13 protein-coding genes are annotated in these 14,909 nt (G+C 39.6%); 7 read left to right on the forward strand and 6 right to left on the reverse strand.

Annotated features, from left to right (window positions below; genetic code table 11):
• Positions 1–80: 80 nt before the first annotated feature.
• The 3 genes from GQR87_RS19440 to GQR87_RS19450 form a co-directional block, all read right to left on the reverse strand.
• Positions 81–704, reverse strand: coding sequence for a thiol:disulfide interchange protein DsbA/DsbL (locus GQR87_RS19440; RefSeq protein ID WP_158972282.1), 624 nt, complete (start codon positions 702–704; stop codon positions 81–83).
• Positions 705–1,156: 452 nt separating this feature from the next.
• Complete coding sequence (locus GQR87_RS19445) at positions 1,157–2,395, reverse strand: ammonium transporter (protein ID WP_158972283.1); 1,239 nt, start codon at positions 2,393–2,395, stop codon at positions 1,157–1,159.
• A 17-nt stretch (positions 2,396–2,412) separates the two neighbouring features.
• Positions 2,413–2,751, reverse strand: coding sequence for a P-II family nitrogen regulator (locus tag GQR87_RS19450; RefSeq protein WP_158972284.1), 339 nt, complete (start codon positions 2,749–2,751; stop codon positions 2,413–2,415).
• Between the two features lie 281 nt (positions 2,752–3,032).
• Between GQR87_RS19450 and GQR87_RS19455 the strand changes: the two genes are divergently transcribed.
• The 5 genes from GQR87_RS19455 (at position 3,033) to tmpT (ending at position 6,524) form a co-directional block, all read left to right on the forward strand.
• Positions 3,033–3,407, forward strand: coding sequence for a hypothetical protein (locus GQR87_RS19455; protein ID WP_158972285.1), 375 nt, complete (start codon positions 3,033–3,035; stop codon positions 3,405–3,407).
• A 207-nt stretch (positions 3,408–3,614) separates the two neighbouring features.
• Positions 3,615–4,259 (forward strand): hypothetical protein, encoded by a 645-nt coding sequence (locus GQR87_RS19460; protein ID WP_158972286.1) that lies wholly within the window; start codon positions 3,615–3,617, stop codon positions 4,257–4,259.
• 141 nt (positions 4,260–4,400) lie between these two features.
• The gene (locus GQR87_RS19465) at positions 4,401–5,039 is read left to right on the forward strand and encodes an RpiB/LacA/LacB family sugar-phosphate isomerase (RefSeq protein WP_158972287.1); all 639 of its coding nucleotides are present in this window, start codon (positions 4,401–4,403) and stop codon (positions 5,037–5,039) included.
• 237 nt (positions 5,040–5,276) lie between these two features.
• Positions 5,277–5,855, forward strand: a complete 579-nt coding sequence (locus GQR87_RS19470) for a hypothetical protein (RefSeq protein WP_158972288.1) — start codon at positions 5,277–5,279, stop codon at positions 5,853–5,855.
• 21 nt (positions 5,856–5,876) lie between these two features.
• A complete protein-coding gene (gene tmpT, locus GQR87_RS19475; RefSeq protein ID WP_158972289.1) occupies positions 5,877–6,524 on the forward strand; it encodes a thiopurine S-methyltransferase in 648 nt (215 codons plus the stop codon).
• A 461-nt stretch (positions 6,525–6,985) separates the two neighbouring features.
• Here the strand turns inward: tmpT and mrcB are convergent, their stop codons facing one another.
• Positions 6,986–9,346, reverse strand: a complete 2,361-nt coding sequence (mrcB, locus tag GQR87_RS19480; RefSeq protein WP_158972291.1) for a penicillin-binding protein 1B — start codon at positions 9,344–9,346, stop codon at positions 6,986–6,988.
• Entirely contained in the window at positions 9,346–11,859 is a 2,514-nt protein-coding gene (hrpB, locus tag GQR87_RS19485; protein ID WP_158972293.1) for an ATP-dependent helicase HrpB, read from the reverse strand. The genes mrcB and hrpB overlap by 1 nt, the downstream gene beginning before the upstream one ends.
• Before the next feature lie 67 nt (positions 11,860–11,926).
• Here hrpB and thpR point away from each other — a divergent pair, with 67 nt between their 5' ends.
• Positions 11,927–12,463 carry an RNA 2',3'-cyclic phosphodiesterase gene (thpR, locus tag GQR87_RS19490; RefSeq protein WP_158972295.1) on the forward strand — a complete coding sequence of 179 codons (537 nt, stop codon included), beginning with the start codon at positions 11,927–11,929 and terminating at the stop codon, positions 12,461–12,463.
• A gap of 10 nt (positions 12,464–12,473) precedes the next feature.
• Here thpR and GQR87_RS19495 read toward each other — a convergent pair whose 3' ends face one another.
• Positions 12,474–13,820, reverse strand: coding sequence for a serine hydrolase (locus GQR87_RS19495; protein ID WP_199271651.1), 1,347 nt, complete (start codon positions 13,818–13,820; stop codon positions 12,474–12,476).
• Between the two features lie 175 nt (positions 13,821–13,995).
• On the opposite strand from GQR87_RS19495, the gene purU reads away from it, so the two are divergent.
• Positions 13,996–14,850, forward strand: coding sequence for a formyltetrahydrofolate deformylase (gene purU / locus GQR87_RS19500; RefSeq protein WP_158972297.1), 855 nt, complete (start codon positions 13,996–13,998; stop codon positions 14,848–14,850).
• Positions 14,851–14,909: the final 59 nt, after the last annotated feature.

The following is a 14,909-nucleotide window of genomic DNA, read 5'->3' on the forward strand; positions in this document are numbered from 1 at the left end:
TTTGAATCGCATGTAAACTCAGATTTAAATGACACTCATTATCCCGAGTTCAGGTTAATTTACCAATATCGACGCTGAAGCTATTTTTGTCTGGTTAACCAAGCTAATAAATCAGCCATATCGTCAGCTGTCATATCGCGAGTAAAGGTAGCTTTAAATTTACCGTTTACAATAAACGAAGGAACGCTACTTACATGTCTACGATATTCTGCAATAGTTTTATTGTTTTTATTGACCATACTCTTAACACCAAAACTTTTCGCCATTTTGTCAAAATCTGCAGGTTCAACACCATTTACTATAAAGATATTTTGTAGATCTTTTAAACCAGTAATCGAAGATTTTTGTACATGAATATATTTAAATATTGCTTGATTCATCGCGTCTTCTTTTTTTAACGCACGTCCAATTAACATGGCTGTGGTTGCATCATCTTGAATTTGAGCACTGGTAAAGCCCATAAAGTTAACGTGAACTTTAGTGAATGACACATCTTTATCTAGCTTAGTTTTGACATTTTTAACAATGGGTTCAAAGTTAAAACAATGAGGACACCAAAACGAAAAGAACTCCACAATTTCACGCTTTTCAGTAGCTTTATCGTTAATCACTTCATAGTGCTCACCCTCTTTCCACTGCTCCTGAGCGCATGCCTGCAAAGGAAGAATTAAGGTGACCAAGATTGCCAGTAGGATTTTTTTCATTATATTTAGATCTCTTAAAAAATATTATCGGTGAAGGTTATCACAGCTTTTCTTGAATGCCGATTACAGATTGTAACCAGTTATAAACGAAAATCCGAAGCTAAACTTACAAAAACAAACCAATAAACCCATTTCAGAGCGGCTAATAAATGATTTAACTAGCGCAAGTCACAGGCTATAAAAATCAGAATCCACTCATCATTTACCTATCGAATTTAATTATGTTTGCTTAATACCAACTCCAATAAATAAATGTACACTCAGCGAGAATTTAAAAGCACATAATCAAAGTGCTCATTTGTGTTTTAGCAACGCAAAATAAGCGCAATTAAAACTCGCCAGAAAAAAGAAAACACCGGACGTTTTCACGTTCGGTGTTATCTAGTTTGCCATAAATACAGGGCATTTATTCTGTTTGAGGAGAGACTACCTCTCCATCAAACCAACCTATATTAAGATTTTTTAGTTGTGAAGTCAGGGTAGGCTTCTAAACCACACTCACTGATATCCACACCTTCAAACTCTTCTTCTTCGCTAACACGAATACCCATAACTGCTTTGATGATTGACCATACAATGAAGCTAGTTACAAATACCCATACAAAGATAGTAGCAGCACCTAATAATTGACCACTGAAAGTAGAGCCGTCATTAGTAAATGGTACTAATAACAAACCTAATAGACCAACAACGCCGTGAACAGAGATAGCGCCAACTGGATCATCAATCTTAAGTTTATCTAAGCTAATAATACTTAACACTACTAAGATACCACCTAGCGCACCAAACAATGTAGCTTGTAAAGGAGTAGGAGTTGAAGGTTCAGCAGTAATAGCCACTAGACCAGCTAGCGCACCATTTAATGCCATAGTTAAATCAGCTTTCTTAAACAAGATATGAGCTAGAAGTAAAGCAGCAACCAAACCACCAGCAGCAGCTGCGTTAGTATTTAAGAATACAATAGCAACAGAGTTAGCACTTTCTACAGTAGCAGTAGCTAATACAGAACCACCGTTGAAACCAAACCAGCCCATCCATAAAATGAATGTACCTAAAGTCGCAAGAGGTAGGTTAGAGCCAGGGATTGCGTGTACACGGCCATCAGCAGTGTACTTACCTTTACGAGCACCAAGCAGTAATACACCAGCTAAAGCAGCAGCGGCACCAGCCATGTGTACAATACCAGAACCAGCAAAGTCAGAGAAACCATTGTCGCCTAGGTTATACATACCAAATACGTCGTCGCCATTCCAAGTCCAAGCACCTTCCATAGGATAGATGAAACCTGTAAGAACAACAGCAAAGGCTAAGAAAGCCCAAAGCTTCATACGCTCAGCAACCGCACCAGAAACAATAGACATAGCAGTCGCTACGAATACTACCTGGAAGAAGAAATCTGCAGAAGGAGCATATGTAGCTGGGTCTTCAGTAACACCAGTTGCACCATCAGCCATAAGACCATCAAGGAATATACCGCCACCATACATGATGTCGTAACCACAAATCATATACATGATGCAGGCAATCGCATACAAGGAAACGTTTTTGGTCAAAATTTCTGTAGTGTTTTTAGCACGAACTAAACCCGCTTCGAGCATAGTAAAACCAGCGGCCATCCACATAACCAATGCGCCACAGATCAAAAAGTAAAAGGTATCTAGGGCATAGCCCAATTCAAAAGTAATTTCCATGTCTATCTCCTCAATATCTAGATGGCTTCGCCATCGGTTTCGCCAGTACGGATACGAACGGCATGTTCTAAGTCATAGACGAACACTTTCCCGTCACCAATTTTTCCAGTCTTAGCGGCACCAACAATGGCTTCAACTAAACGCTCCACATGTTCATCTTTAACGCCAACTTCAAGTTTAACTTTTGGTAAAAAATCTACTTGATATTCAGCGCCACGATACAATTCGGTATGTCCTTTTTGGCGACCAAAACCTTTAACTTCAGTTACAGTCAAACCATCGATTCCAATTTCGGAAATTGCTTCGCGCACATCGTCAAGCTTGAAAGGCTTAATGATCGCAGTTACTAATTTCATATTGTTGCTCCCAGTTGTTTTTATTTATATAAATAGCTAATTCTGCAATTGATAAAACAAGTCTTGTGCCAACAATATATTTTCATATAAATCATACAGTTAAGCTTTATTTGTGGGTAATATCAATCTACACAAGCACTTTGCAGGTGCATAATTGTACAATTGCACCAAAACAGAACATTGAGAATGAATGTTTGTTAGGGATAAAAAGAAATGATTTTTGGACAAGCTGTACTATCTTAAATTAAGGTCGTTATACAACTCTAAAATAAGGAATAAACATGCATTTTATTGTAACTACATTAGACGATATTTCGTGTATTACTTTTCAAGGAGAACTTAACGCCCTAGATATGATTTTTATGATCCAAAGTCCTGAATACCAACAGGCAATTAAACTTAATAGAAAGCTACTGATTGATTACTCAGATATCGATGGCTCAAATTTAACTGAAGAAGATATTATTGGTATTACCATGTTAGGTAAAAAAACCTTGTCTACATTAGGACCTACACACATAGCAGTAGTGGTTGAGGATACACAAAATACTGAAATTGAGAAAATCAGCAGTATGATCTTTGCAGATTCAGACTCTAGAGTAGATGTCACTAATGACAAAAGAGAGGCGCTAAAAATACTGCAACTCGGGCTTTAACCCTCAACATGTTTTGAACTTAATACCCAGACAAGACTCTATTAATTTATGTTCACTTATCTTTTATTAAGTATTTGGCCCTGAGTGTTTAGTAAAAATAAAAGTTTGTTCACCACCCTTGTCCTATCATTGATTTTTCATTTGTTCATATTACTATTTTTACACCATTCAGTAACTCATCCGTCGAAAAATATAGCGAAACCACAAGTGCAAAAACTGATTCAGGCTAAACTCGTATTCGAATTACCCAAACCAGCAGAAATAGCCACCCCAGATACAGAGCCGCAAATTGAACCTGAACCCAACCCGCCAATTCCAGTTAAAACTGAATCTAATCAACAACAACCTAAAACGATTCCCTCTGCAGTTCAGCCAGTCAAACAGATAAAGTCGATAGTAGAGAAAAAACCACAAGCAGTAAAAGACATACCACTGACTAACCTAGCAACTAAACAAGCAGCTAATACTCAAATCAACAGTCAGTTTACTGGTACTGCGGGAAAACACTTACAAGCATTTAATGTGCAACAAGATGAACAAATGGCAGAACAAGCTCGGCGCGATTATCAGCAACAAAAAAACTCCCCCACTCTCCATTCTTCTAAGCCAAACCAATTTGTCAGCGAAGAACAAAAACTGATTGATAAGATCAAGATAAGAGCAAACTGTGACGGCCTTGCCAGAAAAACCACGGCCGTGCTATTAGGTTTTATGGGCGGAAAAATAGATTGTACTAGTAAACCTGATATTAACGGTTTCATTAACAAACGTATCAACAAAGAAACCCATCTAGACTCGAAGTATCAACAACCGCTAAGTAAACACCCACAGTCGTTGGTGATCCAAGATTAAGCAGCAACTTAAGCAGTATCACAAAGGCACTTCAAGCACATTAACCCACAACAGAAAAAATTAGCTGATGAGGTCATTCGGCTGCAGCAAATGTTATAATCAACTCGTTTTAAACTATTTACTCTTATTAGGAACAATTAAATGAAAGTTGCATTGATGATGGAAAATAGCCAAGCGGCTAAAAATCCGATTATTTTAAATGAATTAGAAACGGTTGCAGGCCCCTTAGATCACCAAGTATTCAACGTAGGAATGAATAGTGAAAACGACCATCATTTAACTTACATCCATTTAGGCATAATGGCAGGCATATTAATTAATGCAAAAGCTATCGATTTTGTCATTGCCGGTTGTGGCACAGGACAAGGCGCAATGATGGCGCTTAATGTTCATCAGGGCGTATTTTGTGGTTACTGTATCGACCCATCAGATGCATTCTTGTTTAACCAAGTAAATAACGGTAATGCCCTTGCATTAGCATTTGCCAAAGGTTTTGGCTGGGGAGCTGAACTAAACGCACGTTATATTTTTGAGAAAGCCTTAACAGGCGAACGCGGCGAAGGCTATCCAGTTGAACGCAGAGAGCCTCAGGTTAAAAATGCCAACATTTTATCTGAAGTAAAAGCGTCAGTTATGAAAGGTAACTTTTTAGAATCGCTTAAAGGCATAGATCAAGAGTTGGTTAAAACCGCGGTATCAGGTGAACGTTTCCAAGCTTGTTTATTCGAACATGGGCAAGACCAAGATATTATCGCTCATGTGAAATCTCTTATAGCATAACGGGTTATTTAAAAACCGCGGGGGTAAGCCTACGACTGTTCAATATCGCTAAAAAAACAAACACAGTGACAAGGTTTATCAAGATTAAACACAACCCGCTTTAATTTGCTGCAAACAAATGGATAACAAGGACGTTGTTCATAAATAAAGCATATTAACCAAGAAGTGTTGCAGGCGAAAAATATCAAAAGCCGAATTACCCCTCGACAATAAACAACAAGTTTACAGGACATAAGTTTGCAACAGATAAACTCAACAACTAAGCCTCAAAATATAAAGGTGAGCCCTCTTTTTGTTGTCTTTCTACTTAGCCTACTGGCTCTCAATACTTGGGCAAAAGAACCGTCAAACTATAAAGTTAACGTCATCGATTCCAGCACACCAGATTACCCAGCTATTAACCGAACAATTATTATTGATGCAAACTTCATAGCAGAAATCACTCAAAAACAACAGTTACACTTAACAGAAACAGGCCTTGATGATATGCAATTACAGGCGCAGTTGTTTATAGACGACATCAAATATGGTGCTGCTGTGCTAGAAAAAAATGCTAAATTTGAATATAAAGGCGTATGCCAACATCCAATGACAAAACTAGCTAAAGTGATCATTTATAGCTCTGGTGATGCAGTTTCGGTTGATACATCCTCTTTAATTTCATTGCAATTCAACCAAAATAACCAGCATATTGAGCTTATGACAGTAACCGATACACCTGATGAAATTAATACTAATTATGTGAAATGTGAAAAAGAGCAAATATTCACATCAGAATCGGCTACTTTCTCCCCCTGTAGTTGTGATTTTAAATAAAAAAACTGAGCAGAGAAATTTATGCAAAAACAATTTTGGCAAAACAAATGGAACAGCAATGAAATTGGATTTCATCAACCGACTGCGAATCCTTTACTGATTAAAAATATAGGCCATTTAAATTTGTCACCCAGCAACCGAATATTTATCCCTTTATGTGGAAAAACCTTGGACATTGCTTGGTTGTTATCACAGGGATTTAAGGTGGTTGGGGCCGAAATAATCGAATCTGCAATTATTCAATTATTTAACGAACTGGAGTTGATACCAACAGTTAATGAACTACCAGATGGGAAACATTATTGTGCACAGGATATTGATATATATGTTGGCGATATATTGAATTTAACTCAACATCTAGTTGGCCAAATAGACGCAGTTTACGATAGAGCCGCGCTTGTAGCTTTACCTGAAGTGACTCGTGTTAGTTATGCTAAACATATACAAACCTTAAGTCAGTTTGCACCTCAATTGCTAATTACCTTTGAGTACCACCAAACAACTATGCAAGGTCCTCCATTTTCTATAAGCAAAGAAGAACTAAAAGCTCATTACGCTGATAATTATCTGCTCAATTTATTAGCTGAAGATAAAGTACAGGACGCTGTGAAAGGTAATCTGAATATTGTTGAAAACATCTGGCATCTAGATGCCAAAAAGATTCAGTAACCTGAACTCTGGATAAGAAGTGTCGGAAATATCGAATTTATACCTAAAATTTAATACATTACTCGTTAGCCCCCTAGTTATTTTATTTCGAGAATGGCTCGCTGACGAAATTTTTGGTGGATAGCAAGGCGGATTGTCGTACGTAATAACGTGTTATTGCTAGACAATCCAACGCATCTAGGCACAAAAAGAGCGTTATCGAGAGGCTCCGCTTATCTAGAGCTCAGGTTCAGTAGACTAACAGACATAATGTTCAACTTGGGTCGGCAGCCTTAATACATAAAAAACAGCAGATTCCAGATCATCCAAGTTAGAGATACCATTGATGAACGAAATGCATTCAGCGGTTTTTGAACAAGGCGTCGATGTGTAGGAATGACGGACTTTAAGGTCGGTCGATAGTCTTGTCCCTAAGCTCAACTATCTCCTATCTACTGCTCTTACACTGCTTTATTCTGCTCTTAATCAAAAATTTTCTGCCACCAGCTTTTAGGTTTTTCAGGTACTCTGGATTCACCAAAACACTGTTTGGGTACTGGTGGTAAGGCGTCGGTAATAGCTGGCACACTATAAGTATCGACGCAGCCCGCTTTACTTAGTTGACCGGTAGTGATGTCAAAATGACTAATAGCTAAACCAGCCGGAAACCGCCTGACCAAAGACTTAGGTGCTTGTTGCTGCTGATACCCTATAAACAACTGCATAGCGCCACTGGCACCACTTAAATTAACAGGTTGATTGTTGTCTTTACCTATCCAACTAGTGATCAATATATTTTTATCAAACCCACTAAACCAGCTATCGCGATAATCATCTGTGGTACCCGTTTTACCCGCCATATTAATATCTGGAAATTTTGTTTTAAGGGCTTTTGCGGTGCCTTCTAAGGTCACTTTATGTAAAGCGTAATTCAATAAGTAAGTGGCTTGTTCGTCGACTCTTTGCTCGGCTCTGGCCTGGAAGTTCCACAATACATAATTGTCGGGTGAGACTATGGCGGTAATAGAATGCAGTGGAATGTAGCGGCCATTATTGGCTATGGTTTGATACATCTGATTCACTTGTAATGGTGAAAAATTCACTGCGCCTAAGGTCATGGCAGGATACAGCTGAATTTCTTCTTCTACCCCTAAGCGCCAGATTGTATCGGCAATAGTCCCTAAACCTAAGTTCATGCCTAAGGTAACTGTAGGTACATTCAATGACTTAGTTAACGCTGTGAGTAATGGTACTTGACCACGAAACTTCTTGTCTGAGTTTTGTGGTTGCCAAAGTTTGCCTTCGCTACTCTTCAATTTAATCGGTTCATCCATTAACAAGGTGGCCAAGTTGTAATCAGACGCTTGTTCTAATGCCGTTAAATAAATAGCCGGTTTCACTAAAGAACCAATCGCCCGCTTGGCGTCGAGAGCGCGGTTAAATCCTGCGTAATTAGCTTCGCGGCCACCTACAATTGAACGTACCTCACCGGTGTCGATATCGGTCACTACCATAGCGGCTTCAAAACCTGTTTTACCAATACGTTTTTCTTGTTTGATGACCCCCTGCGCTACGGCTCGTTCCGCTTTTAATTGGGCATTGGAATCTAAGGTGGTAAACACTTTCACCCCAGATTCAAGAATATCTGGATTATCTAATACTTGTTTTAATTCTCGTCTAACCATGTCCATAAAAGCGGGATGTTTATCTTTTTGTAAACTTTTACCAATAGATAACTTTAATGGTTTTTTCACTAAAGCTTCGTATTCGTTGGCGGTGAGTTGATGACTTTCAAACATCATGCGCAAGACTAAGTTCCGTCTGGTTACTACACGTTCTGGATGACGTTTGGGGTTATAGTAAGAAGGTCCTTTAATGATCCCCACTAACATGGCCATTTCATCTATAGTGAGTTCATTTAACGGACGAGCAAAATAAAAATAACTGGCTAAACCAAAACCATACACACCTGTGTTGCCATTCTGCCCTAAAAACACTTCGTTTAAATAGGCTTGTAAAATCACCTCTTTGCTATATCTAACTTCAATAATTAAAGCCATCAAAGCTTCTTTGGCTTTACGAGTAATGGATTTTTCTCTGGTTAAAAATAGGTTTTTAACTAATTGTTGAGTCAAGGTGCTGCCACCTTGTACTGTTCGTCCAGCAGATATATTCGCAATTAGCGCACGCATTATAGACAAAGGGGCAATACCAAAATGTTGATAAAAGTCATCGTCTTCAACTGCCACTAAGGCTTGAGTTAACACAGGTGGCACGTCGGCAATATTGACTAACATGCGGTCTTCACGCTCACTGCTTTGGAGGCGAGTGACTAACCAAGGCTCTAGGTAAATGTTATCTATTTTTTGCCGAGTATCTAATTCAAGAATTTGCGTAATTCTTTGCTGATTAATACTAATTTCAATATTACGCAGTGGTTCGCGGCCATGGGGGAAATCAAACTTACGCCTTTGAATGCGAATACGATCACCCAATATTTGATATTCGCCTGAGCTGTCAGCACGGGTTACACGTCTATATCCGAGTAGTCTTAGCTCTTCTTCAATTTCTTCAATGGTAATTTCTTGTTTGAGCTTTAAAAACATAGGACGAGCAAAAATTTGTGCCGGCACTTGCCATTTGTTGCCGGCAAACTTTTTACTGATTTGTGCATCTAAATAAACACAATAACTGCCAAGCACTATCGCAAAAATCAAAGCCAACTTAAACCAATTGCGAAACAACCAACGAAAAGGATTAAGCCTGCGCCACAGTGAAGGTTTAACTGAGTCTGTAGATTTAGCTTTAGCGGTTTTAGATTTGTTAACTGCGGGTTTACTCATTATTTAAAATTCATTCTTTTTTTGGTAGTGGTAGTCGCTGGTGATGTGGCTGGACTATCTGGCCAGAAGTGACGAGGATAACGACCCTTCATTTCTTTTTGTACTTGTTTGTAACTGCCTAGCCAAAAACCCGGTAAATCTTGGGTAGTTTGGATAGGCCTTTGCGCCGGTGACAACAACTCAATAGTAATCGCTATCCGTCCCTGACAAACAACAGGATGTTCTAACATGCCATACATTTCTTGGATCCGAACTGATAATACTATTTTATCATGTTCAGTATAAATTAACCGACCACTGCGACCGCTAGGTAAGGATATTTTTTCTGGTAAAAATTTATCTAACGTTTGTTGTTGCTGGTAATCAAGTTGGCTTTTTAGCTGTTGACTAAATTGACACTGGGTTAATTGTTGCCAACTGGTTTTAGTTGATAAATAAGGTAACAACCATTGTTCGATAGAATTTAGTAAGCCTTGCTCAGAAAAATCAGCCAGTTTAAGCTCTGGGTTGAGTTTGGTTGCCAACCTAACTCGATAAATCAGTTGCCAAGTATCTTCATCAAAAGGCAAAGCACTGATACCTTTTTTAGTTATCACCTGTTGCCACATATTCTCAATTTGCTCAGCAGATGGTTTGGCCATAGGCTGTCTGTATACCACTATTTTGCCTAACACTTTACGTTTATGAGCGGTAATTTTTTGTTGTGTGTCATCCCATTCTAATACTTGCGTTTCTGACATTAGCGATGAAAAGTGTTGTTCGATTTGCGCTAACGAAATAGATTCAGCAAAGCGGATTTGTGCATTACCTTGTTGTTTGTCACTGGTCTGCATTAACCCAATGGCTAACCATTTTTGTTCGAGTAAAGCATCTTCTCGACGCAATGTCGCCCCTGCACCATTAGCCAGCTGGTAAGATTCACCGCTTCTTTGTTTCGCCAACCACTGAGGATAAGCAAACCCCACCAAAATAGCCACATCGGTAAAGGGCCAATCTGTTAACTGAATAGCAAACTTTCTATGCCATTGGCGAATCGATTGCCAAATGGCATGATTTTTTTGTTTTAATAAATAATGTAAACGTACTGAGATTTCTGCGCCAACAGTCTGGCTAATATTACGCGGTATAGGATCTTTATTTTCAAATAAGGCTGCCAATGCACAAGCTAAGCTCAAATGATTCACGCCTATCGCCTCACTTTTTAGCAACATAACGGCAATAGATGCATTACAGCCTAAAGCATGCACTTGCCTACCTAAAGAGGTTAAGTTTTGTTTACTGTCAAACAAGTCCAGTTGATTTAAAAAGTGTTGGCCTTGGGCTAATTGGGCATCACTGGGATAATCAATCAGGTTTAATTCTTTTACTTCAGCACCCCACACTGCAGATTCTAAAATAAAACTACTCATGTCACTTTGTAAAATTTCTGCTGTCGATTGTGGCGCCAGTCGGTCTTGTTGTTCTTTGCTCCATAATCGATAACACGTGCCAGGGGCTAAACGGCCAGCACGACCGGCTCTTTGCACAGCCGAGGCTTGAGAGATTTTTCTATTTTGTAAATGTGTGACCCCCCGATTAAGATGATAAATCGCAGTTTTTTCTATACCGCTGTCCACTACCCATTCAATCCCGTCTATGGTCAAACTGGTTTCGGCGATATTCGTGGCTAATACAATTTTTCGTTTACCATCGGGATCGGGCAACAGGGCGGCGTCTTGTAAGTTTTTAGCCTGATCTGAATACAAACGATGGATCACAGGTTTTTCTGTTGCGTGAGTCTCTGTAGCTTGAGTCAAAAAATACTGCTCTAACCATTGGGCGGCTTTATTGATTTCGGCCGCTCCAGGTAAAAACACTAAGCCATCTTTTTGATGCTTAGCAAAAATATCAATAATCAGCCGACTAACACTTTCAGCAATGGAGGTATTTGCAAACGCAGCGCTTGAATGAGTCGGTCGGTACACTATATCTACAGGATAACTTCTACCTAAAGACTCAAATACTTTAGCCTCAGGTAATAATTGGCTGATCGCTGCCACATCTAAGGTGGCCGACATCACCAATAGGCGTAAATCGTCGCGCAAAGCTTGTTGCACTTCTATACACAAAGCCAGAGAAAAATCGGCATGAATACTGCGTTCATGAAATTCATCAAAAATAACTAAAGCCACATCTGGCAACTCGGGCTCATTTTGCAACATTCGAGTCAACACACCTTCGGTGACTATCTCTAGGCGTGTGTTAGCACTTACTTTATGTTCACCACGAATGCGATAACCTATGGTTTGTCCTACAGGTTCGTTAACTTGTTGCGCCAAATAAGTCGCTATGTTTCGAGCCGCGATACGCCTTGGCTGTAACAAGATAATTTTTTTGTTGGCAAAAATATCTAGATTTAATAGAGACAAGGGTAAGCAAGTAGACTTGCCAGCACCTGGAGGGGCCACCACTATGCTGTCTCCCACTGCAAGTTGTGCATGTAAATCAGATAAAATGTGTTGAACTGGCAGCAAGCAAACTCTCTTTGCGGTAAATTAGTACTTAGGTAATCTGATCATATCAAACTTATAGGGTGGAGTGATGCGAGCATTTTTAGGTTTATCACTAGACGGCAAAACAAAATTGGCCATAGAAGCATGGCGAAATAAGGCATTGCCTAATTTTAATACCCCTGTGCCAGCAGTAAATTTTCATGTTACCTTGGCTTTTTTAGGCCAAGTCACAGCCAAAAATCTAGATGCGCTAACCAGCCAAATCGCCACTATGCCTGAGGTCAGCGAGTTTTCCGTAAGTCTAAATCATATGGGTTATTGGGCTAAACCTAAAGCTTGTTGGTTGGGTTGTGATAATACCCATCAAGCCCATTTACAACTGGCCTCACAACTAAACAAAATAGCTAAAACCAGTGGTTTAATCATACCTAAACAAGATTATGTGCCCCATCTAACCCTAGCGAGAAAATGCACACTAAATCCACCTGCGCCCTTGATTGAGCCTGACTTTAGTTGGCAAGCAAAAGAGTTTCATTTATTTGAATCTGTTTCTAGTCCCCATGGTGTGGCATACCATATTAGGCTGTCTTGGCCGTTAAAGATGGCGTTTAGTTTTAATCGATAATAGCCAAAGCTTAATTTGCTAGCGCCGCGAGCACTCTGGAAAAGTTTTTATCATCAGGGTAACTACCACTCCAACCAAGGCGCACAATGACAGTATTGTGTGACGGTATCATCATCACTCGTTGTTTTTTACTGCCCAACATGGCGTAGGTATCTGTGGGTAATTCAGGCCAACGTAATGTGTCTGAGCCGCTGTTTAACCAGAATTGATAACCATATCTAGGGTCATTATCACTCACATTTGCTTGTTGCGCGGCTGCTACCCATTCTGGACTTAACACTGTTTGCTGGTTGATTTGACCATCTTTCACCATCAATAAACCCATTCGCGCCCAATCTCGTGCAGAAGCCAAAATATAAGAACTACCTACAAACACGCCCCCAGGATCTACTTCAAAAATGGTGTTAGCTAAACCTAAAGGTTGAGCGATTTGTTGATAAAAGTAATCAATTAATGCTTGTGGCCCACCTAAGGTGTTGGCAGCTAATCTCATCAAGATATTACTGCTGCCAGATGAGTATGAAAAATGTGCCCCAACTGGGTGCTCAACTGGTTGGCTAAGAGGGATTCTCGAGGCGCTGGGCTCAAGAAATAACATACGGGTGGCATCGGTTCCAGGCATGTAATTTTCATCAAAGGCTAACCCTGAAGACATGTGTAATAAACTTTCGAGGGTGATGGCTTGTCTTGCTTGGTCATTCCACTGGCTGAATAAATGGTCATCAGCAACAGATATTTTGTTATTCAGTACTAAATTCCCGAATAATATAGAGGTCAAACTTTTACCCATAGACCAACCTAATAATGGCGTGCTTTGCGTAAATCCAGCAGCATAAGATTCAGCCACTATATTGCCATTTTTCACCACCACTAATGCTCGGGTATCTAATCCTTGTTGATTATCCTCTAGCAAGATTTGATCTAATAATTTTTGTGCCATAGGCTGAATCGAATTAATACTTTCACCGGCTGGCCATAATGCAGACGACTCACTCACACTAGGCACAGTCAGGCTATCCAAATCTAACTCAGACTCAGCATAAACTAGGGTACAACCTAAGCCTTGGCGAAAAGTTGCCTTGGCCTGTGATAAACCCCAGAAATCAGTGCTCACAGAATTGTTCTGGTAGCTTATGTCTAACAAGTTATTAGCCTGAGAATAAGCCGCTAAATCTGCTTTTATTTGTTGTTCAGATAAACCCGACACATATTTACCAGAACAGGCTATTTTCGCGCCCATACTAGTAGAGATATCCAACGCATCGCCTAAAGCCAGGGGTGATATGCTCAACATGCGTAAACCGACAAACAATAACAGCAACAAAACAAGCAAACTAATGAAGGTTTTTTTCAACATTTTATATATCTACACAGGTTAGAGGCTAAATCACATGATAATTACACCCTGCGTTGCAAACTTATTCAAGCATTGCAGCAAGACAAATTCTGAATTATCCTCTTTTGTTCTTTACCCTAGACCCTATGGCAGGTCACAATAGGGGGATTAGCAAACAGGAAGATCCATTTTTATCATGCAACAAACATTTAGATTAGTTATTGATTGTCCTGACCAAGTTGGGCTTGTGGCGGCTGTGAGCAAGTTTTTAGCAGAACAAAATGCCACTATTGTAGAAGCAAACCATCACACTGATTTACAAACCGGTCGATTTTTCATGCGCCATGAAATTCGCGCAGACTCTATTAACATGAGTATTGAAAAGGTGAAACAGGCGTTTACACCTATAGCCAACACTTTTGAAATGAATTGGAAAATCAGCGACTCGTTACAAAAACAAAAAGTGGTGTTACTTGCTAGTCATGAATCACATTGTCTAATGGATTTATTACATAGATGGCACACGGGTGAATTACCCTGCGAGATCCCTTGTATCATTGCTAATCATCCGCAAATGAAACAATATGCAGATTGGTACAATATTCCATTCCATTGGGTTGATTTTAAAGACCAACCTAAAGAGAAGGCCTTTGCCGAAATAGAAAAATTAATCAAAGCTTATCAAGGTGACCTAACCGTACTTGCGCGCTTTATGCAGATAGTACCCGATCACTTATGTAAAAAATTAGCCGGTAAAGCGATTAATATCCATCACAGTTTTTTACCTTCATTTGCTGGGGCTAAACCCTATCAACAAGCATACGAGCGTGGCGTAAAGTTAATTGGAGCCACTTGTCATTATGTGACCAGCGACTTAGATGAAGGGCCTATTATTGAGCAAGAAGTCATGCGTATCAGCCATAATGACAGCGCTGCAGATATGGTACGTAAAGGTAAAAACTGTGAAAAAACTGCTTTAGCCAATGGCGTACGTTATCACCTTGAAGACCGTGTGATAATTCACCATCATAAAACCGTTGTATTCGCTTAACCTCATCATAAAATGAGCGTTTACCTTAAAGGTAAACGCTCAACTCAATAACTTAAAAA

This window comes from Paraglaciecola sp. L3A3, from assembly GCF_009796765.1.
In the GTDB taxonomy this organism is placed as follows: Bacteria; Pseudomonadota; Gammaproteobacteria; order Enterobacterales; family Alteromonadaceae; genus Paraglaciecola.

Excerpts from the sequence above, each read along its gene's own strand:
- GQR87_RS19440 (WP_158972282.1), bottom strand. The coding sequence starts at position 704 with ATGAAAAAAATCCTACTGGCAATCTTGGTCACCTTAATTCTTCCTTTG.
- GQR87_RS19445 (WP_158972283.1), bottom strand. The coding sequence starts at position 2,395 with ATGGAAATTACTTTTGAATTGGGCTATGCCCTAGATACCTTTTACTTT.
- GQR87_RS19450 (WP_158972284.1), bottom strand. The coding sequence starts at position 2,751 with ATGAAATTAGTAACTGCGATCATTAAGCCTTTCAAGCTTGACGATGTG.
- GQR87_RS19455 (WP_158972285.1), top strand. The coding sequence starts at position 3,033 with ATGCATTTTATTGTAACTACATTAGACGATATTTCGTGTATTACTTTT.
- GQR87_RS19465 (WP_158972287.1), top strand. The coding sequence starts at position 4,401 with ATGAAAGTTGCATTGATGATGGAAAATAGCCAAGCGGCTAAAAATCCG.
- tmpT (WP_158972289.1), top strand. The coding sequence starts at position 5,877 with ATGCAAAAACAATTTTGGCAAAACAAATGGAACAGCAATGAAATTGGA.
- mrcB (WP_158972291.1), bottom strand. The coding sequence starts at position 9,346 with ATGAGTAAACCCGCAGTTAACAAATCTAAAACCGCTAAAGCTAAATCT.
- thpR (WP_158972295.1), top strand. The coding sequence starts at position 11,927 with ATGCGAGCATTTTTAGGTTTATCACTAGACGGCAAAACAAAATTGGCC.
- GQR87_RS19495 (WP_199271651.1), bottom strand. The coding sequence starts at position 13,820 with ATGTTGAAAAAAACCTTCATTAGTTTGCTTGTTTTGTTGCTGTTATTG.
- purU (WP_158972297.1), top strand. The coding sequence starts at position 13,996 with ATGCAACAAACATTTAGATTAGTTATTGATTGTCCTGACCAAGTTGGG.